General features: G+C 39.5%; 16 protein-coding genes, 1 tRNA gene and 3 rRNA genes. 14 read left to right on the top strand and 6 right to left on the bottom strand.

The annotated features are described in order from the left end of the window. Nucleotides 1-4 precede the first annotated feature (4 nt). Nucleotides 5-1009 carry an ornithine carbamoyltransferase gene (locus AC6H22_RS07630; RefSeq protein WP_114891305.1) on the bottom strand — a complete coding sequence of 335 codons (1005 nt, stop codon included), beginning with the start codon at nt 1007-1009 and terminating at the stop codon, nt 5-7. Between the two features lie 365 nt (nt 1010-1374). On the opposite strand from AC6H22_RS07630, the gene hcp reads away from it, so the two are divergent. The 4 genes from hcp (at nt 1375) to crcB (ending at nt 5470) form a co-directional block, all read left to right on the top strand. Beyond that, nucleotides 1375-3027 (top strand): hydroxylamine reductase, encoded by a 1653-nt coding sequence (gene hcp, locus AC6H22_RS07625; RefSeq protein ID WP_118817556.1) that lies wholly within the window; start codon nt 1375-1377, stop codon nt 3025-3027. Between the two features lie 103 nt (nt 3028-3130). After that, nucleotides 3131-4153 (top strand): NADH oxidoreductase, encoded by a 1023-nt coding sequence (gene hcr, locus AC6H22_RS07620; RefSeq protein ID WP_005627262.1) that lies wholly within the window; start codon nt 3131-3133, stop codon nt 4151-4153. 112 nt (nt 4154-4265) lie between these two features. Continuing rightward, nucleotides 4266-5084, top strand: a complete 819-nt coding sequence (locus AC6H22_RS07615) for a Cof-type HAD-IIB family hydrolase (protein ID WP_005627260.1) — start codon at nt 4266-4268, stop codon at nt 5082-5084. Continuing rightward, the gene (gene crcB, locus AC6H22_RS07610; RefSeq protein WP_046953370.1) at nt 5084-5470 is read left to right on the top strand and encodes a fluoride efflux transporter CrcB; all 387 of its coding nucleotides are present in this window, start codon (nt 5084-5086) and stop codon (nt 5468-5470) included. Before AC6H22_RS07615 ends, crcB begins: the two co-directional genes overlap by 1 nt. Here crcB and recX read toward each other — a convergent pair. After that, nucleotides 5467-5925: a recombination regulator RecX gene (recX, locus tag AC6H22_RS07605; protein WP_046953369.1), complete on the bottom strand. Its 459-nt coding sequence runs from the start codon at nt 5923-5925 to the stop codon at nt 5467-5469. The genes crcB and recX overlap by 4 nt on opposite strands. Nucleotides 5926-6005: 80 nt before the next feature. Beyond that, nucleotides 6006-7070, bottom strand: coding sequence for a recombinase RecA (gene recA / locus AC6H22_RS07600; protein WP_118817557.1), 1065 nt, complete (start codon nt 7068-7070; stop codon nt 6006-6008). Nucleotides 7071-7455: 385 nt separating this feature from the next. Between recA and tfoX the strand changes: the two genes are divergently transcribed. The 7 genes from tfoX (at nt 7456) to AC6H22_RS07565 (ending at nt 14707) form a co-directional block, all read left to right on the top strand. Beyond that, entirely contained in the window at nt 7456-8109 is a 654-nt protein-coding gene (gene tfoX, locus AC6H22_RS07595; protein WP_118817558.1) for a DNA transformation protein TfoX, read from the top strand. 287 nt (nt 8110-8396) lie between these two features. Then, nucleotides 8397-9936: ribosomal RNA gene (locus AC6H22_RS07590) — 16S ribosomal RNA — on the top strand. A gap of 117 nt (nt 9937-10053) precedes the next feature. Further along, nucleotides 10054-10129: transfer RNA gene (locus tag AC6H22_RS07585), tRNA-Glu, on the top strand. 269 nt (nt 10130-10398) lie between these two features. Then, nucleotides 10399-13297, top strand: a 23S ribosomal RNA gene (locus tag AC6H22_RS07580). A gap of 118 nt (nt 13298-13415) precedes the next feature. Beyond that, nucleotides 13416-13531 (top strand): 5S ribosomal RNA (gene rrf, locus AC6H22_RS07575). The 16S, 23S and 5S rRNA genes sit together here with 1 tRNA gene alongside, the layout of an rRNA operon. 171 nt (nt 13532-13702) lie before the next feature. Next, nucleotides 13703-14263: a Der GTPase-activating protein YihI gene (gene yihI / locus AC6H22_RS07570; RefSeq protein ID WP_118817532.1), complete on the top strand. Its 561-nt coding sequence runs from the start codon at nt 13703-13705 to the stop codon at nt 14261-14263. Nucleotides 14264-14266: 3 nt separating this feature from the next. After that, nucleotides 14267-14707: a DUF2489 domain-containing protein gene (locus AC6H22_RS07565; protein ID WP_005626031.1), complete on the top strand. Its 441-nt coding sequence runs from the start codon at nt 14267-14269 to the stop codon at nt 14705-14707. Between the two features lie 64 nt (nt 14708-14771). Here AC6H22_RS07565 and AC6H22_RS07560 read toward each other — a convergent pair whose 3' ends face one another. From AC6H22_RS07560 to lptM, 3 genes are all read right to left on the bottom strand, one after another. Further along, on the bottom strand, nt 14772-15398 hold the full coding sequence (locus AC6H22_RS07560) for a response regulator (protein ID WP_118817531.1): 627 nt from the start codon (nt 15396-15398) through the stop codon (nt 14772-14774). A gap of 197 nt (nt 15399-15595) precedes the next feature. Then, entirely contained in the window at nt 15596-16843 is a 1248-nt protein-coding gene (lysA, locus tag AC6H22_RS07555) for a diaminopimelate decarboxylase (RefSeq protein ID WP_497515596.1), read from the bottom strand. 44 nt (nt 16844-16887) lie between these two features. Continuing rightward, nucleotides 16888-17004 carry an LPS translocon maturation chaperone LptM gene (lptM, locus tag AC6H22_RS07550; protein ID WP_497515595.1) on the bottom strand — a complete coding sequence of 39 codons (117 nt, stop codon included), beginning with the start codon at nt 17002-17004 and terminating at the stop codon, nt 16888-16890. 97 nt (nt 17005-17101) lie between these two features. Between lptM and cyaY the strand changes: the two genes are divergently transcribed. From cyaY to proS, 3 genes are all read left to right on the top strand, one after another. Further along, nucleotides 17102-17407: an iron donor protein CyaY gene (gene cyaY, locus AC6H22_RS07545; RefSeq protein ID WP_005643206.1), complete on the top strand. Its 306-nt coding sequence runs from the start codon at nt 17102-17104 to the stop codon at nt 17405-17407. A gap of 1 nt (nt 17408) precedes the next feature. Further along, a complete protein-coding gene (recQ, locus tag AC6H22_RS07540; RefSeq protein WP_497515594.1) occupies nt 17409-19256 on the top strand; it encodes a DNA helicase RecQ in 1848 nt (615 codons plus the stop codon). A 96-nt stretch (nt 19257-19352) separates the two neighbouring features. Then, nucleotides 19353-21071: a proline--tRNA ligase gene (proS, locus tag AC6H22_RS07535; protein ID WP_497515593.1), complete on the top strand. Its 1719-nt coding sequence runs from the start codon at nt 19353-19355 to the stop codon at nt 21069-21071. Nucleotides 21072-21266 lie beyond the last annotated feature (195 nt).

The following is a 21266-nucleotide window of genomic DNA, read 5'->3' as shown; positions in this document are numbered from 1 at the left end:
CTCCTTATGCCAAACTTGCTACCATTACCGCTTTAATTGTGTGCATACGGTTTTCTGCTTGTTCAAATGCAATGTTCATTGGAGATTCAAATACGTCTTCAGTTACTTCAATACCATTAGCTAATTCAGGATATTTTTCAGCAATTTGACGACCCACTTTGGTTTCACTGTTATGGAAGGCTGGTAAGCAGTGCATAAATTTCACTTTTGGATTACCAGTGCGTTTCATTAATTCAGGTGTGACTTGATAAGGAAGTAATAATTTAATGCGTTCGCCCCAAGTTTCTAATGGTTCACCCATTGAAACCCACACATCAGTATGGACAAAATCTACACCTTTCACCGCTTTGTCGATATCTTCAGTTACAGTAATACGAGCGCCACTTTCTTTCGCAAATTTTTCGCACATTTCCACAAGACTTGTTTCTGGTAATAAAGCTTTAGGTCCGCAAATACGAACATCCATACCTAATTTTGCACCAATTAATAAAAGTGAATTACCCATGTTATTGCGAGCATCCCCAATATATACATAGCTAATTTCGCTTAATGGTTTGTCGCAATGTTCAATCATGGTAAGTACGTCGGCAAGCATTTGTGTTGGGTGGAATTCATCGGTTAAACCATTGAATACTGGCACACCAGCATAATCAGCAAGTTCTTGAACGATACTTTGTTTAAAGCCACGATATTCAATGCCATCATACATTCTGCCTAATACGCGGGCGGTATCTTTCATACTTTCTTTGTGGCCAATTTGGGAGGAGTTAGGGTCGATGTAGGTGACTTGTGCGCCTTGGTCATAAGCGGCGACTTCGAATGCACAGCGTGTGCGGGTGGAGGTTTTTTCAAAGATGAGCGCGATATTTTTGCCTTTTAATTTTTGTTGTTCTGTGCCGGCATATTTGGCTCGTTTCAAATCTCGGGAGAGATCTAAGAGATATTTAATTTCACGTTCTGTGTGATGAACAAGACTAAGTAAATGTCTGTTTTTCATATTGAAAGCCATAATAATCTCCTTGTTTTTTGACTATCCATTGGGGAATAAACATACATCATTCGAGATACTGCTTGTTGTTCGAACAGTTGCATTATAAGAGAAATAAAATGAAATTTGTTATCGTTTTTCAACTGGTAATGCCAATATATGAAATTTTATTGCGTGGTTTTTAGTATTGTTAGAATTTGTGTTATTTCAAATAAAAATAGATTAATTCGTTATTGGTATTAATTTAATCTAGATCAAACAAATTCTAATTAATCAAATTTCCTTTTGTATCTGCAAGAAAAAAGGTTTTATTATTCTTTTATAAATCTGAGTGATTTTATCGGGTTTATAACGAAACTTTCTATTCTAATCAAAAGGACTTAATTATGTACTGCGTACAATGCGAACAAACAATGCGCACACCAGTGGGTAACGGTTGTAGTTACTCTCAAGGAATGTGCGGTAAAACTGCGGAAACTTCTGATTTACAAGACCTCCTTGTTGCAACTCTGCAAAGCTTATCTGCTTGGGCTATTCAAGCGAGAGATTTAGCTATTATCGATAATGAAATTGATGCTTTTACGGCACAAGCATTTTTTTCTACCTTGACTAATGTAAACTTTGATTCTCAACGTATAGTTGAATATGCGCAACAAGCTATCGCTTATCGTGATAATTTAATGAAACGTTGCCGTACACTGAATCCAAGTATTGATATAAACCATCCATTAGCTCATTTACAGCTTAAAGGTGCAACGATTTCTGATTTAACAAAACAAGCTGCGAATTTTGCCCTAAATTCTGACCGCACTTTAATTGGGGAAGAAGTACATGGCGTGCGTATGCTTTGTTTATACGGTTTAAAAGGTGCGGCTGCTTATATGGAACATGCCCATGTTTTAGGTAAATTTGATAATGAGGTATATCGTCAATTCCATGAGTTTATGGCGTGGCTAGGAACGAATCCAAGCGATCTAAATGAATTGTTAGAAAAGGCGCTTGGCATCGGTAATATGAATTTTCAAGTAATGAGTTTATTAGATGCGGGTGAAACAGAAGCATTTGGTCATCCTGTTCCCGCAACGGTAAATGTGAAGCCTGTAGCAGGAAAATGTATTTTAATTTCTGGTCATGATTTAAAAGATTTAAAAGCTCTTTTAGAACAAACGGAAGGCACAGGGATAAATATTTATACTCATGGTGAAATGTTGCCTGCGCATGGTTATCCAGAATTGAAAAAATACAACCATTTAGTTGGTAACTATGGAAGCGGTTGGCAAAATCAGCAGAAAGAATTTGCCAAATTCCCTGGTCCTGTAATTATGACGTCTAACTGTATTATTGATCCTAATGTTGGTAATTACGCAGATCGTATTTATACCCGTAGTATTGTGGGCTGGCCTGGTGTAACGCACATTGAAGATCGTGATTTCAGTCAAGTTATCGCGAAAGCGCAAGAAATGGCAGGATTCCCTTATGATGAATTAGAACACAAAATTACCGTTGGGTTTGGACGTCAAACTTTATTAGATGCTTCAGATGCAGTGATAAATCTTGTTGCTGGTGGAAAATTGCGTCATGTTTTCTTAGTGGGCGGTTGTGATGGTAGCAAAGGTGAACGTAGCTATTACACTGATTTCGCTCGTCAAGTACCAGAAGATTGTGCGATTTTAACTTTAGGTTGTGGTAAATATCGTTTTAATAAATTGGATTTTGGCGCTATTGATGGGTTACCTCGCTTGTTAGATGTTGGGCAATGTAATGATGCGTATTCTGCGATAATGCTTGCTGTAAATCTTTCACAAAAACTGGGTATTGGCGTTAACGAATTGCCATTAACACTTGTGCTTTCTTGGTTTGAGCAAAAAGCTATTGTTATTTTGCTTACCTTATTAGCGTTAGGTGTAAAAAATATCTATACAGGACCTACTGCTCCAGCGTTTTTAAATGATAATGTGATGGCATTATTAAATGAAAAATTCGGTTTGCGCGGTTTGACTACGCCTGAACAAGATATGGCAGAAGCTTTAGCTAAATAATATTTCATAGAAAAGTGCGGTCGATTTTTTAATTTGTAGTATTAGTTTTATAAACATTTTAAAAATCCACCGCACTTTTTTCTATCTTCAAAGAGAAAATTCTATGTCAAATAATCAGAATCCGTTGTGTTATAACGAAATGCAGGTGCATTCCATTCATCAGGAAACTGATGATGTCTATACAATTGAATTAATAGCACAAGATTTTTACCCTTATGAGCCTGGTCAGTATGCTTTAGTCAGTATTCGTAATACACCAAATATTGTACGAGCTTATACACTATCATCTACGCCAGGAATGAGCCGTTTTGTTACTTTAACCGTTCGTCGTATTAAAAATGGAGTTGGTTCTAATTGGATTACATACGAAATTAAAGAAGGTGATCAAATTTGGCTATCTGATCCAATGGGTAAATTTACCTGTACCCGCATTGTAAGTGATCGATATTTACTTGTGGCTGGTGGATGTGGCGTTACGCCAATCATGTCTATGACTCGCTGGTTATTAAAAAATAAACCGGGTGTAGATGTGGTTGTATTCTATAGTGTCCATTCACCTAAAGATGTTATTTTCAAACGAGAATGGGCATTACTGAAAGAACAATTTCCACAGTTAAAATTATTTATTAATGCTTCTGTTGATGCAGATGATGGCTTTATCGCTGGACGTTTAAATAGTCAAATGTTATCTGAACTTGTACCCAATATAGCTGATTATACAGTGCTGACTTGTGGCCCAGAAAGTTATATGCGTGATTTACGTGCGATGACAGAATCCCTTGGTATCCCATCTGAGCGTTTCTTTTTGGAGCAATTCCATTCTTCAGCAGAAAATTGTATGTTAGATAATAGTAAACAAGTGACGCTTTCTATTACTAATCCAGTACCTCAAACTTTTTCTGTACCAGTTGGAAAAACCTTATTAACTGCTTTGGAAGAACATAAAGCACCGATTATTGCCGCCTGTAGAGAAGGTATTTGTGGTTCTTGTAAAACTTTAGTGGTGAGCGGGGATTATGAAGTGAGTTCAAACGGACCGCTGACAGAAGATGAAATTAAACAAGGTTATGTTTTAGCGTGCTGCTGTCAAATGAAAGGAAATATATCAGTTGATTTAATGCCTTAATCCTTAATAAAGTGCGGTTATTTTTATTACGGTTTTTTATACATTGATCTTGGACAAGGGCAATTTGTATATTTAGTGATATGATAACCGCAAATTATTTTTTGAGGTTTTTATGAATTTACCTTTTCGAGCAATGGTGTCTGATTTAGATGGCACCCTTTTAACTCCTGAACATTTAGTCGGTGATCTTACCATTGATACGCTGAGAGCATTAGAGCAAAACGGTGTGGATATCATTTTGGCAACGGGGCGTAACCATACCGATGTGTCATCTATTCTTGGAAAAATTGGTGCGGAACGTGCGGTTATGATTACATCAAATGGTGCTCGAGTACGGGATTTACAGGGTAATTTGCTTTATAGCAACAGCTTGCCTGAAGAATTAGTTCTTGAGCTTTACAAAACGCCATTTGATACTTCCAAAGTATGCATGAATAGCTATCAAGATGAAGGTTGGTTTACTAATAAAGATATTCCTGCAATGCGTCAGTTCCACAAAGAATCTGGATTTGATTATAACGTTGTCGATTTCTCTAAACACCATGGACGTGAGACAGAAAAAGTCTTTTTTATTGGTAAAACTCCTGAGGATTTAGTTGAAGTAGAAACTTATTTACGAGATAAGTTTGGTGACGTAACGACAATTGTTTATTCTGCATTAGCTTGTTTGGAAGTAATGAATAAGAATGTTTCAAAAGGGGATGCATTAAAACATTTACTCGAATCACGCGACTATGAGTTAAAAGACTGTATTGCTTTTGGTGATGGAATGAATGATGTAGAAATGCTTTCTTGGTCTGGTAAAGGATGTATCATGCAAGATGCAGATGCTCGTTTAAAAAAAGCTTGTCTAGAGTTAGAAGTTATTGGCTCAAATAAAGAAGAATCAGTCGCTCGTTATTTGCGAACCCAATTTGGATTAGATTATTAATGCAGGCATTATTATTCATAAGTTGTGGTGCAATATTAGGTGCGTCATTGCGTTGGGCTATAGGATTGTTATTTAATCCTTTATTTTCCTCATTTGCTTTTGGAACTTTAATCGCTAATTTGCTTGGTTGCTTAATTATTGGTGTATTACTTGGGCTTTTTTGGCAATTTCCACAAATTAATTCTGAATGGCGGTTATTTTTAATTACCGGTTTTTTAGGATCGCTAACCACATTTTCTTCTTTTTCTTCCGAAGTTGTGGAATTATTTTTTTATGATAAATGGTTAAATGGATTTAGTGTACTGGCTATGCATTTATTCGGATGTTTAGCTATGACAACATTAGGCATTTGGATATATAAAATTTGTTCTCAACTTTTAAATTAATCCCATTCACTTTGGTTTTTCCCAATTAAATCAGCAAATTCATCGCTACGAAATCCGTGTGATAGCATATATTGCCAAATTTTTTGTTTCATTTTAGGCATTTGCTGTTCGTTGTAATTTGGGAATTTTTTACGTAACAAGTTCTCAGCCATTTCATACCAATCAATTTCTGACTCCATTAAAACTTCATCAATAATATCAGAAGACACACCTTTTAATTGGAGTAATTCTTGTCGAATTCTTCCTACACCATAACCTTTTTGTACGCGTGAATTTAGATAATTTTCTGAAAAACGACGATCACTTTGCCAATTTTTTGCCTGGCATAAAGATAATGCATCATCAATTTCTTCTTCCGAAAAGTTCTTTTCCTGCATTTTATTGCGGAGCTCGAATTCACTATATTCTCTGCGAGAAAGAAGATTAACTATGTAATTAAAAGCAAGGGATGACAAGGAATGATTCCTTTATTTTTTATTGAATTGATATAAAGTGCGGTTAAAAATGACCGCACTTTTGGCGTTGATGATTTGATTTATTCAAAATCACTTTCTGATTCTGAACTATTTTCAGATTGTTCAATGTCAGCCATTAAAGCTTGTTCTGGATTAGCCACTAATTCTGTGCGTAAACGTGCTTCTAATTCATCAGCTTTTTCTGGATTTTCATTGAGCCATTTCATTGAGTTAGTTTTACCTTGGCCAATTTTTTCTCCATTATAGGCATACCATGCACCTGATTTCTCTACAAGCTTGTGTTTTACACCAAGTTCTAATAATTCCCCTGCTTTTGAGATACCTTCGCCATAAAGAATTTGGAAATCTACTTGACGGAATGGTGCCGCTAGTTTGTTTTTTACTACTTTTACGCGGGTTTCATTTCCAATAATATTTTCGCCATCTTTTACAGAACCAGTGCGACGGATATCTAAGCGAACAGAAGAATAGAATTTTAATGCATTACCGCCAGTGGTGGTTTCAGGGTTACCAAACATCACACCTATTTTCATTCGGATTTGGTTAATAAATACAACTAAACAGTTTGCATTTTTAATTTGGCCAGTAAGTTTACGCAAAGCTTGTGACATTAAACGAGCCTGTAGCCCCATATGGGAATCACCCATATCCCCTTCAATTTCAGCTTTTGGTGTCAGTGCGGCAACGGAGTCTACAATGATTACATCAATTGCGCCAGATCGAACTAATGCATCACAGATTTCAAGCGCTTGTTCACCATTATCAGGTTGAGAAATAAAAAGTTCTTTTACATCCACCCCAAGTTTTGCTGCATAAATAGGATCAAGGGCGTGTTCTGCATCAATAAATGCACAGGTTTTTCCCGCTTTTTGTGCTTGAGCAATGACGGAAAGAGTCAATGTTGTTTTACCAGATGATTCAGGCCCGAAAATTTCTACAATTCGTCCCATAGGTAAACCACCAATTCCTAGTGCAACATCTAAGCCAAGTGATCCGGTAGAAATAGATTCTACATCCAACGTTTTGGTATCACCTAACTTCATAATTGAGCCTTTACCAAATTGTTTTTCGATTTGTCCTAATGCTGCAGCTAGTGCTTTTTGTTTTTCTTCTTTAGTCGCCATAAGTGAATTCCTGTTTGAATGTTCAAGTTTTTGTGATTATATCTGTATTGATGTACAGGTCAAGAAAAAAATTCATATTTGGAAAAATATGGGATCTGTATTCCAAAAAAAGCAGATCTAAACCTTAAAATGAGAGGGGGATAAAAGCTTGTTAATTGAATTGTTAGGTTGAATTATATACAAAACATCATAATGGTAAGAAAATTTTTAAATATAGTATATTTATATATAAACCAATTGTTTACATAAAAATAAATTTCAAATTTACGATCAGCTTCACAAATCTGAAATTTATTCTTAGTCAGATTAAAAACTTCATGATATAAACCAAATCAGAAGTACTTCTACTGACCATCTTTAAAATTGTTATTCATAGGAGATTTATATGAATATAAAAGACGAGCATATAGATAATGTTTGCTCTATATTAGATCAGTTAGTAGGAAATGTAACCTTTAAAAATCTTTTTACAGGTTACGGTTTGTTTCACAAGGAAGAGACAATGTTTGCCATTTGGCAGAATAAAAAACTTTATCTACGTGGTGAGGATGAACTTGCTATTCAATTAAGTAAATTAGGTTGTGAACCATTTACAACAAATGAGTTGAATAAGAGATTTGTACTTTCTCAATATTACGCACTTTCAGAGCAGGTGATGCGTAATAATATGTTGTGTAGAAAGTTGATTATTCTTTCTATTCAGCAAATTCGCGATCAGAAGTTAGATCGTACTTTAAGAAAGCTAAATAGATTAAAGGATTTACCCAATTTAACAATCAAGCACGAAAGAGCGCTAATAAAAGCTGGCATTACTGATGTTGCTATGCTAAGAGAAATTGGTGCAGAAAATGCATTGGTGGAATTAAAGAAAAGCGGAAGTGGAGCAACTTTAGATTTTTATTGGAAGTTAGTATGTGCTTTGCAAAATAAAAATAGTCAATTTTTAAGTCAATCGGAAAAAGAGCGTTTATTGAAAAAGTTAAACGAAGTTTTGAGAAAGAATGGCTTAAAAGGTTATAGAAAATTAGATGACGAATAAAATTTGTTCATTTAAATAATTTTTTACAAAAAGTACTTGCAAGGGTTTTGAAAATCTCTATAATGCACCGCACACAACGACGCACTGTTGTGAAGTATTTAAGTTTGCACGTGCGTCGTTGTTTTTTGCTCTTTAACAATATATCAGACAATCTGTGTGGGCACTTGTTGATTGACTTGTTTTAAAAATATTTTTTAATTTTGAAGTCTTAATAGGTGCTAACTAGAAATTCATTATACTTTTTAAGTAGTGACATTTTATGTCAGCAGTATTGAGCGATTGAACTTGAATTGAAGAGTTTGATCATGGCTCAGATTGAACGCTGGCGGCAGGCTTAACACATGCAAGTCGAACGGTAGCAGGAGAAAGCTTGCTTTCTTGCTGACGAGTGGCGGACGGGTGAGTAATGCTTGGGAATCTGGCTTATGGAGGGGGATAACTACGGGAAACTGTAGCTAATACCGCGTAATATCGAAAGATTAAAGTGTGGGACCTTCGGGCCACATGCCATAAGATGAGCCCAAGTGGGATTAGGTAGTTGGTGGGGTAAAGGCCTACCAAGCCGACGATCTCTAGCTGGTCTGAGAGGATGACCAGCCACACTGGAACTGAGACACGGTCCAGACTCCTACGGGAGGCAGCAGTGGGGAATATTGCGCAATGGGGGGAACCCTGACGCAGCCATGCCGCGTGAATGAAGAAGGCCTTCGGGTTGTAAAGTTCTTTCGGTATTGAGGAAGGGATGTGTGCTAATAGTAGACATCATTGACGTTAAATACAGAAGAAGCACCGGCTAACTCCGTGCCAGCAGCCGCGGTAATACGGAGGGTGCGAGCGTTAATCGGAATAACTGGGCGTAAAGGGCACGCAGGCGGTTATTTAAGTGAGGTGTGAAAGCCCCGGGCTTAACCTGGGAATTGCATTTCAGACTGGGTAACTAGAGTACTTTAGGGAGGGGTAGAATTCCACGTGTAGCGGTGAAATGCGTAGAGATGTGGAGGAATACCGAAGGCGAAGGCAGCCCCTTGGGAATGTACTGACGCTCATGTGCGAAAGCGTGGGGAGCAAACAGGATTAGATACCCTGGTAGTCCACGCTGTAAACGCTGTCGATTTGGGGATTGGGCTTAAAGCTTGGTGCCCGTAGCTAACGTGATAAATCGACCGCCTGGGGAGTACGGCCGCAAGGTTAAAACTCAAATGAATTGACGGGGGCCCGCACAAGCGGTGGAGCATGTGGTTTAATTCGATGCAACGCGAAGAACCTTACCTACTCTTGACATCCATGGAATCCTGTAGAGATACGGGAGTGCCTTCGGGAACCATGAGACAGGTGCTGCATGGCTGTCGTCAGCTCGTGTTGTGAAATGTTGGGTTAAGTCCCGCAACGAGCGCAACCCTTATCCTTTGTTGCCAGCGATTTGGTCGGGAACTCAAAGGAGACTGCCAGTGATAAACTGGAGGAAGGTGGGGATGACGTCAAGTCATCATGGCCCTTACGAGTAGGGCTACACACGTGCTACAATGGCGTATACAGAGGGTGGCGAAACTGCGAGGTGGAGCGAATCTCAGAAAGTACGTCTAAGTCCGGATTGGAGTCTGCAACTCGACTCCATGAAGTCGGAATCGCTAGTAATCGCGAATCAGAATGTCGCGGTGAATACGTTCCCGGGCCTTGTACACACCGCCCGTCACACCATGGGAGTGGGTTGTACCAGAAGTAGATAGCTTAACCTTTTGGAGGGCGTTTACCACGGTATGATTCATGACTGGGGTGAAGTCGTAACAAGGTAACCGTAGGGGAACCTGCGGTTGGATCACCTCCTTACCAAAGACGAGAGACAGCGAGTGCTCACACAGATTGGCTGATTGTTGTAGACAAGATTTGAAACGAAGCGAAAGCAACGTTGAAAGATAAGAATAAGATAGAGTATCTTTAATTGATGTCCCCATCGTCTAGAGGCCTAGGACATCGCCCTTTCACGGCGGTAACCGGGGTTCGAATCCCCGTGGGGACGCCAATTAAAGATAACTTTGTTAGATTATCTTACTGTTCTTTAAAAAATTGGAAACAAGCTGAAAACAAGAGATTTTCGAGAGAAAGTCTGAGTAGGCAAGGCAGGAAAGTGAAAGAGGGAACTGAAAAGGGAAATCTAAAAATAAAACCTGTTTTGCATAAAATCTTGATTGAACAAAAGCAATCAAGTGTTTAGTTGAATGAAGATACGCATCAAATTGACCGCACTTTCAAGTGAAAACTTAAAGTGATTGAAAACATTTGAGGTTGTATAGTTAAGTGACTAAGCGTACAAGGTGGATGCCTTGGCAATCAGAGGCGAAGAAGGACGTGCTAATCTGCGAAAAGCTTGGATGAGTCGATAAGAGGCGTTTAATCCAAGATATCCGAATGGGGAAACCCAGTAGATGAAGAATCTACTATCACTTACTGAATACATAGGTAGGTGAGGCAAACCGGGAGAACTGAAACATCTAAGTACCCCGAGGAAAAGAAATCAACCGAGATTTCGTCAGTAGCGGCGAGCGAAAGCGAAAGAGCCTGTTAATGATAGCAGCAGAGATAGAGGAATAAGCTGGGAAGCTTAGCGACACAGGGTGATAGCCCCGTACTCGACATCCAGGCTGTGGTACTAAGTTAACGATAAGTAGGGCGGGACACGTGATATCCTGTTTGAAGATGGGGGGACCATCCTCCAAGGCTAAATACTCCTGATTGACCGATAGTGAACCAGTACTGTGAAGGAAAGGCGAAAAGAACCCCGGTGAGGGGAGTGAAATAGAACCTGAAACCTTGTACGTACAAGCAGTGGGAGCCTGAAAGGGTGACTGCGTACCTTTTGTATAATGGGTCAGCGACTTATATTTTGTAGCGAGGTTAACCGAATAGGGGAGCCGAAGGGAAACCGAGTCTTAACTGGGCGAATAGTTGCAAGGTATAGACCCGAAACCCGGTGATCTAGCCATGGGCAGGTTGAAGGTTGGGTAACACTAACTGGAGGACCGAACCGACTAATGTTGAAAAATTAGCGGATGACTTGTGGCTGGGGGTGAAAGGCCAATCAAACCGGGAGATAGCTGGTTCTCCCCGAAATCTATTTAGGTAGAGCCTTGAGCGGACACCTTTGGGGGTAGAGCACTGTTTCGGCTAGGGGTCCATCCCGGATTACCAACCCGATGCAAACTACGAATACCAAAGAGTGATACTCAGGAGACACACGGCGGGTGCTAACGTCCGTCGTGGAGAGGGAAACAACCCAGACCGCCAGCTAAGGTCCCAAAGTCTATATTAAGTGGGAAACGAAGTGGGAAGGCTTAGACAGCTAGGATGTTGGCTTAGAAGCAGCCATCATTTAAAGAAAGCGTAATAGCTCACTAGTCGAGTCGGCCTGCGCGGAAGATGTAACGGGGCTCAAATATAGCACCGAAGCTGCGGCATCAGACGTAAGTCTGTTGGGTAGGGGAGCGTTCTGTAAGCGGATGAAGGTGGCTCGAGAGGGCTGCTGGACGTATCAGAAGTGCGAATGCTGACATAAGTAACGATAAAACGGGTGAAAAACCCGTTCGCCGGAAGACCAAGGGTTCCTGTCCAACGTTAATCGGGGCAGGGTGAGTCGGCCCCTAAGGCGAGGCTGAAAAGCGTAGTCGATGGGAAACAGGTTAATATTCCTGTACTTGGATAAACTGCGATGTGGGGACGGAGCAGGTTAGGTTATCGCACTGTTGGATATGTGCGTTTAAGTTGGTAGGTGGGAAGTTTAGGCAAATCCGGACTTCTATTAAACACTGAGAGATGATGACGAGGCTCTACGGAGCTGAAGTAACCGATACCACACTTCCAGGAAAAGCCACTAAGCTTCAGGTTTATCTAAACCGTACTGAAAACCGACACAGGTGGTCAGGTAGAGAATACTCAGGCGCTTGAGAGAACTCGGGTGAAGGAACTAGGCAAAATAGCACCGTAACTTCGGGAGAAGGTGCGCCGGCGTAGATTGTAGTCCCTCGCGGGCGAAGGTTGAACCGGTCGAAGATACCAGCTGGCTGCAACTGTTTATTAAAAACACAGCACTCTGCAAACACGAAAGTGGACGTATAGGGTGTGATGCCTGCCCGGTGCTGGAAGGTTAATTGATGGTGTAATCGAAAGAGAAGCTCCTGATCGAAGCCCCAGTAAACGGCGGCCGTAACTATAACGGTCCTAAGGTAGCGAAATTCCTTGTCGGGTAAGTTCCGACCTGCACGAATGGCATAATGATGGCCAGGCTGTCTCCACCCGAGACTCAGTGAAATTGAAATCGCCGTGAAGATGCGGTGTACCCGCGGCTAGACGGAAAGACCCCGTGAACCTTTACTATAGCTTGACACTGAACATTGAATTTTGATGTGTAGGATAGGTGGGAGACTTAGAAGTAGTCACGCCAGTGATTATGGAGTCGTCCTTGAAATACCACCCTTTAACGTTTGATGTTCTAACGAAGATTGCGGAACGCGGTCTCGGACAGTGTCTGGTGGGTAGTTTGACTGGGGCGGTCTCCTCCCAAAGAGTAACGGAGGAGCACGAAGGTTTGCTAATCACGGTCGGACATCGTGAGGTTAGTGCAATGGTATAAGCAAGCTTAACTGCGAGACAGACAAGTCGAGCAGGTACGAAAGTAGGTCATAGTGATCCGGTGGTTCTGAATGGAAGGGCCATCGCTCAACGGATAAAAGGTACTCCGGGGATAACAGGCTGATACCGCCCAAGAGTTCATATCGACGGCGGTGTTTGGCACCTCGATGTCGGCTCATCACATCCTGGGGCTGAAGTAGGTCCCAAGGGTATGGCTGTTCGCCATTTAAAGTGGTACGCGAGCTGGGTTTAGAACGTCGTGAGACAGTTCGGTCCCTATCTGCCGTGGGCGTTGGAGAATTGGTTGGGGCTGCTCCTAGTACGAGAGGACCGGAGTGGACGCACCACTGGTGTTCCGGTTGTGTCGCCAGACGCATTGCCGGGTAGCTAAGTGCGGAAGAGATAAGTGCTGAAAGCATCTAAGCACGAAACTTGCCAAGAGATGAGTTCTCCCAGATTATAAATCTGTAAGGGTTGTTTAAGACTAAGACGTAGATAGGTGCGGTGTGTAAGTGTAGTGATACATTGAGCTAACGCATACTAATTGCCCGAGAGGCTTAACTATACAACGCTCAAGTGTTTTTGGAAAACAGAGTGAAAGAAAAAGAAATTAACTAAACGTTCAGCTTGTGGCCAATGAAGAACATAGATAGAATTTAAAATAAACGTTATCAAAGAATTATCCTGGCGGCGATAGTGCGGTGGAACCACCTGACACCATACCGAACTCAGAAGTGAAACGCTGTAATGCCGATGGTAGTGTGGGGCTTCCCCATGTGAGAGTAGGGCACCGCCAGGTTACCAAATACTTATCTAAGTTAAATTAAATAAAAAAGAAGAACCCCGTGTCGAAAGATATGGGGTTTTTGTTTTTTGGTTTAACAAAATCAGTTTAGATAAAGTTTATATTTATTAGTGAGAAAAATACGCATTAGTGATACAATCCGCAAAATTTTTGGAAGGATACCTTATGGCTCGTAAGAAAAAAACACGTCGAATTACCGATATTATGCCAATTCGAAAAGCAGATAAAAAAATAGATATAACAAAGGCACGCTCTGGTAAAAAGCTTACACGTTATGAATTGGACGCTAAAGCTCGTGAAGATAAGAAAAAACGTAAGCACAAAGGTTTAGCTTCAGGATCTCGTCATAGTGCGGTTGAAGAAAAATCGAATAAACTTCAAAATGAAATTAGAGATCCAAAAATCGGTAGTAAGAAAAAGATACAGTTGGTTGTTGAATTTATTAATAAGCCTGAAAAAGGTCAATTAATTCCTGTAATAAAACAGGTGAAAAAACAAGATCCAATGAAAGAGCTTGAAAATCTGGAAAATAATGAAATTCTTAATGAATTATTGGATGCTTTAGATGAAGGTAAAACTATTAGTAAAGCAGATCAACAATTTGTAGATGAATGCTTAGATAGAATTTCTGAATTAATGGAAGAACTTGGCATTGAAGACGAAGATGAAAGTGAAGATGATTTATACCGAACTTTCGAGCGTATTGATATTAACCAATTTAGATAAGTTATGATTTGGCTATTTATTGTAGTTGCATTTTTCTTGGTGATTGGATTGAGTTTATATGCAATATATTTATTAAAACAGTTAAAAATCCAAAAGAAATTGATTAATAAAGCCAAGCGTCAGCGCACTATACGATTAAAAGAAAGCATTGATGTTATTGCTCGAGCAATGCAATCTGGAGAATGTAATACTTCAGAGGGAGTGCTCCGTCTTACAATTCTATTAAGGCCTTTTGGTAAGAATTTATCTGCTTATCCTGCGATGGCTAACTTATATGAAGTTGTGCGTGATATGCCTACACATGATGCTCGTAAATTGCTTGATAAAAGAGAAAGAATGCGTCTAGATTTAGATCGAGAAAGTGCAGAAGTACAATTTGAACAAGATATTAAAAAAGAATTGTATATATTATTAGAAGATATTAAATCTATTGAATTAATGTAAATAGTGTGACTGTAAAGAAAAATGCGCTAAGTTCATCCTAGCGCATTTTTTATGATTATTTTTGTTAACGATTTTGTTCAAAAAATAATACCGTTGCAGCAACGCGAGAATGTACATTTAATTTGCGCAATAAATTACGGATATGTACTTTCACGGTTTCTTCTGAAATAAACAGTTGTGCTGCAATTTGTTTATTTGATAGACCTGTCGCAATTTGACGAAGTACGCCCATTTCACGATCAGTTAGGCTGTCTAATGGATTTTCTTCATGAGTACGTTCTAACAGTAAATTTTTAATAGAATCGCTCAGAATGACTTCACCTTGTGCAATGCGCTTTATTTGGTCTAGCAACGTATCTGGTTCCGTATCCTTTAGCAAGTAACCATCTGCACCTGCATCAATCAAAGTATAAATATCATTTTTTGCATCAGACACTGTTAAAATTAAGATTCGTGCATCAACACCTTCTGAGCGTAATCCTTTGAGTGTATCTAACCCAGAAAGTCCTTTCATGTTGAGATCTAAAATGATCACATCAGGTGATGTTTGTAATGCCACAGAAATCCCTTCTGTGCCGCTGCCTACGTCAGCCACTACTTCAAAATTATCGTCTAATTCTACAAGTTGTTTAATGCCACGACGCATTAACGGATGGTCGTCAATCAATAAAACCTTTAGTTTTTCTTGCATAATTTCCCCTTTAGTGGAAAAAGTCCACTTTAAAAAACGTAGTATTCTATAAAGAATTCAATTCTATGCCAATCTAGAATAGAAAAAAATTTGATTTATCTCACAAACTTACCGTTTGAGATAAGTTTATTGATGGATGGAAAAAGAGCGGTAGAAAAATAGATAATTTTTTTACCGCTCTTTTAGGATAAGAAAGATTAAATGGTCGACTCTAATGCCCAAAGTTCTTGTAAGGTTTCTCGACGACGAATTAAATAGGATTTATCTCCATCTACTAGAACTTCTGCAGTACGAGGTCTTGAGTTATAGTTTGATGACATGCTTGCTCCATAGGCGCCTGCTGAGCATTGAGCTATATAATCACCTTCAGCAATAGAAAGTTCTCGTTGTTTGCCTAAGAAATCTGACGTTTCACAAACTGGCCCGACAACATCATAAATGGCTTTTTCTCTTACTAAAGTGCGGTCAATTTCTACGATATTCATATAAGCCTCATACAATGCAGGGCGGATCATATCGTTCATTCCTGTGTCGGTAATGGCGAAATTACGACTTTCATTATTTTTTAGGTATTGTACTTTTGCTACTAAAATTCCTGCATTTGCAGAAATTGCTCTGCCTGGTTCAAGAATAATTTCAAGTTCGGAATAATCTTTTAGTTTTTCTAATAACGCATTTGCGTAATCGCTTGGATGCGGAGGCATTTCATCCGTATAAGTCACGCCTAAACCACCGCCTAGATCGAGATGTTTTAATTTAATCCCATCCTCTTTTAATTGTTCCATTAGGATAATTAAGCGATCTGTTGCATCTAAGAATGGTTGTAATTCAGTGAGCTGCGAGCCTATGTGGCAATCCATCCCTGTTATTTTTATGTTTGGCAGCGTTGAGGCTAATTTATATACCTCTCGAGCTTCATTTACGCTTACACCAAATTTATTTTCTTTTAATCCTGTTGAGATATAAGGGTGTGTATGCGCATCAACATCTGGATTCACACGCAAAGAAATTGGTGCTATTTTCCCCATCTCGCCTGCAATTTGGTTAATGTATTTGAGTTCAGAAATTGATTCTACATTAAAGCAACGGATTTCAACTTCTAGTGCACGAATAATTTCTTCTCGGGATTTAGCAACGCCCGAAAAGACTACTTTTGATGCATCGCCACCCGCTGCAAGTACACGCTCAAGTTCGCCTTGCGAGACAATATCGAAACCTGAACCTAGTTTTGCCATGATGTTTAATACGCCGATATTCGAGCAAGATTTTACGGCAAAGCAAATTAAGTGAGGACGATTACCGAAGGCTGAGTCAAAAGCATGCCAATGGCGTTCAAGTGTTGCGCGAGAATATACATAAAGAGGTGTACCGAATTGTTCAGCAAGTTGTTGAACCGGAATATCTTCAGCATAAAGCTTATTATTTTTATATTGGAAGAAATTCATGTTGTGTTCCTGTTTTTATTTTGGGATTGTAATTGGATAATCGCTTATTTGGTTTGTTGTGCTTGTTCTTTTTCTGGGAAATATAAAGGACCTTTTACGCCGCATCCTGTTGTCACAATGCAAATTACACTAAGCACTAAAATTGATAGTAGTTTTTTCATTTTTCTCTCTCTTACTTATCGGTAAATCCGCCTTTCACAAGCTAAAGAAAGGCTTTATAATTTGCCGCATTCTATCAGATTTAAACAGGAATATTTTATGAATATTGCAGAATTTCACCAAAATATTGAACAAGTTTGGCAAAAAATTGAAGAAGAATTAGAAGAGCAAGGTGCGGATGTAGATTGTGAAACGCAAGGTTCAGTATTTACAATCACCTTTGATAATCGCACACAAATAGTGATTAACAAGCAAGAACCATTACTTGAGCTTTGGATTGCGAGTAAATTAGGTGGTTTTCATTTTGCTTTTAAAAATGGCGACTGGGTTTCTAATGACGGAAAACGTTTTTGGGATTGTTTAGTAGAAGCTTGTGCTGCACATGGCGAGAACGTGCAGTTCTAAGATGCTTGATTCTCATTTATCACCAAAAATAATAGAAAAACCAACCGCTCTTTCTGTTTTGAAATCGGTTTTTGGTTATCAATCTTTCCGTAAAGGGCAGGAAGAGGTCATTAATGCCGCTTTAAACGGACAAGATGCTTTGGTGGTAATGGCAACGGGGAATGGCAAATCGCTCTGTTATCAAATTCCCGCACTTTGTTTTGCTGGTTTAACTTTAGTGATTTCTCCGCTGATTTCCTTGATGAAAGATCAAGTGGATCAGTTGCAAGCTAATGGAATTGAGGCGGATTTTCTTAATTCTAGTCAGACTTTAGAACAGCAGCAACAAGTACAAAATAAGCTTATTTCTGGGCAACTTAAACTGCTCTATGTGTCGCCAGAAAAAGTGATGACGAACAGTTTCTTTCAACTTATTTCTTATAGTCGAGTCAGCTTTATTGCGATTGATGAAGCACATTGCATTTCTCAATGGGGGCATGATTTTCGTCCTGAGTATACCCAGCTTGGCGGTTTAAAAGCTTGTTTCCCTCATGCGCCAATTATGGCGCTCACCGCGACAGCCGATTATTCGACTCGCCAAGATATTTTGACTCACCTCAATCTGGAAAATCCGCATAAATATATTGGTAGTTTTGATCGACCAAATATTCGTTATACTTTGGAAGAAAAATATAAACCAATGGAGCAATTGACACGTTTTGTGTTGGCTCAAAAGGGCAAAAGTGGGATTATTTATTGCAACAGCCGAAACAAGGTTGAGCGAATTGCGGAAAGTTTACGCAATAAAGGTGTCTCTGCTGCTGCTTACCACGCGGGAATGGAAACAGCATTGCGTGAGCGCGTGCAACAGGATTTTCAGCGTGATAATGTTCAAGTAGTCGTCGCAACCATTGCTTTTGGAATGGGGATTAATAAATCCAATGTGCGGTTTGTTGCTCATTTTGATTTACCTCGCAGTATTGAATCTTACTATCAGGAAACAGGGCGAGCAGGGCGTGATGATTTACCTGCTGAGGCTGTTTTGTTTTATGAGCCTGCGGATTACGCTTGGTTACAAAAAATTCTCTTAGAAAAGCCAGAAACGCCACAGCGTCAGATTGAGCAGCATAAATTAGAAGCTATAGGTGAATTTGCAGAAAGCCAGACTTGTCGCCGTTTAGTGCTTCTCAATTATTTTGGTGAGCATCGACAAACACCATGTAATAACTGTGATATTTGCCTTGATCCTCCTAAAAAATATGATGGCTTAGTCGATGCGCAAAAAGTAATGTCTACTATTTATCGAGTGGGCCAATGTTACGGTGCTCATTATGTGATTGCGGTGTTGCGTGGAATGCACAATCAGAAAATTATTGAACGCCAACATGATAAACTTTCAGTGTATGGTATCGGAAAAGATAAAAGCAAAGAGCATTGGCAGTCTGTCATTCGTCAGCTTATTCATTTGGGTTTTGTGCAACAGGTTATTAGTGAATTAAATCCAACGTTGCAACTTACTGAAGGTGCGAAAGTAATTCTGAAAGGTGAAGAACCATTAGAACTGGCAATGCCTCGTATTTCTGCAATCAGTAAAATTACCCATAATCCACAACGCCAAAGTGTTACAAATTACGATAAGGATTTATTTGCACGCTTGCGTTTCTTACGCAAACAAATTGCCGATAAAGAAAATATTCCGCCGTACATTGTCTTTAATGATGCGACTTTGCAAGAAATGGCACAATATATGCCAACAAGCAATATTGAAATGCTGCAAATTAATGGCGTGGGCTCTATCAAATTAGAACGGTTTGGTCAGCCTTTTATGGCATTGATTCAGGAACATAAAGCAATTTTGGCGAAAGCGTAAAATAATGAGTAAGTATCGAAAGTGCGGTTAAAAATCACCGCACTTTTTGTTATACTTGCGCCAATTTTTTCAGTTCTTAGAATCTAAGGTTAAACAATGCGTACAAGTCAATATTTATTCTCCACCCTTAAAGAAACGCCAAATGATGCTCAGGTAGTGAGCCACCAATTAATGTTGCGTGCAGGTATGATTCGCCCAATGGCATCAGGTTTATATAACTGGTTGCCGACGGGTATTCGCGTATTGAAAAAAGTAGAAAAGATTATTCGCGAAGAGATGAACAAAGGTGGGGCAATTGAGGTATTAATGCCTGTGGTGCAACCTGCGGAATTATGGGAAGAGTCTGGCCGTTGGGAGCAATATGGCCCTGAGCTTCTTCGTTTTGAAGACCGCGGAAACCGTAACTTTGTACTTGGGCCAACTCACGAAGAAGTGATTACTGATTTAGTGCGCCGAGAAGTTTCTTCATACAAACAACTTCCACTTAACTTATACCAAATTCAAACTAAATTCCGTGATGAAGTACGTCCTCGTTTTGGTGTGATGCGTTCGCGTGAATTTATTATGAAAGATGCCTACTCGTTTCACACTACACAAGAAAGTTTGCAAGAAACTTATGATGTGATGTACCAAGTATACAGTAACATTTTTAACCGTTTAGGCTTAGATTTCCGTGCGGTGCAAGCGGATACGGGTTCAATCGGTGGTTCTGCTTCTCATGAGTTCCAAGTGTTAGCTTCAAGTGGGGAAGATGATGTTGTATTCTCAACAGAATCGGATTTTGCGGCGAATATCGAATTGGCAGAAGCGGTAGCAGTCGGCGAACGCCAAGCACCAACGGTAGAAATGACCTTAGTAGATACTCCAAATGAGAAAACCATTGCGGAGTTAGTAGAACAATTCAATTTACCGATTGAGAAAACCGTGAAAACCTTGATTGTAAAAGGTGCCGATGAAAATCAACCTCTTGTTGCTTTAATTATTCGTGGTGATCATGAATTAAATGAAATTAAAGCTCAAAAACATCCATTAGTGGCAGATCCTCTTAAATTTGCAGATGAAGCAGAAATAAAAGCGAAAATTGGTGCGAGCGTGGGGTCATTAGGCCCTGTGAATTTAAATATTCCAGCAATTATTGACCGCACAGTGGCGTTAATGTCTGATTTTAGTTGTGGTGCGAATATCAATGGAAAACATTACTTCAATGTGAACTGGGAACGCGATGTTGCAATGCCAGAAGTATTTGATTTACGTAATGTCGTTGAAGGTGATCCAAGTCCAGATGGTAAAGGTACTCTTCAAATTAAATGTGGTATTGAAGTGGGACATATTTTCCAACTTGGTAAAAAATATTCTGAAGCAATGAAAGCGACCGTTCAAGGCGAAGATGGTAAACCTCTTGTGATGACAATGGGTTGCTACGGTATTGGTGTAACTCGTGTGGTGGCTTCAGCGATTGAACAGCATCATGATGATCGCGGTATTATTTGGCCTTCTGATGAAATTGCCCCATTCACTGTCGCCATTGTGCCAATGAACATGCACAAATCTGAAGCCGTGCAAAAATACGCTGAAGAACTTTACCGCACTTTACAATCACAAGGCGTAGATGTGATTTTTGATGATCGTAAAGAACGCCCAGGCGTGATGTTTGCAGACATGGAACTTATCGGTGTGCCGTATATGATTGTAATCGGTGAGAAAAACTTAGAGAACGGTGAAATTGAATATAAGAACCGCCGTACCGGTGAAAAAGAAATGATTGGTAAAGATCAGTTGCTCAATTTTTTGAAAGAAAAGTTGGGTAAAGCTTAATAAGTAAAATTAATTAGAGTTTTGAACTGATTCTAAAAACTAGCTTATTCACTTAAAGACTGACGACTATATTATATTGTCGTCAGTCCTTTTATTTCAGTTAAATTCATCGATGATTACAGTAATCTAAATAATCTCTTACTGTATCAAGTATCTCTTCTCTACTGTATAAAATTAAGGGGCTGACGTAGATTA

Source organism: Haemophilus sp. THUN1690, assembly GCF_059704375.1.
This window is presented reverse-complemented; position numbering and strand designations above follow the sequence as displayed.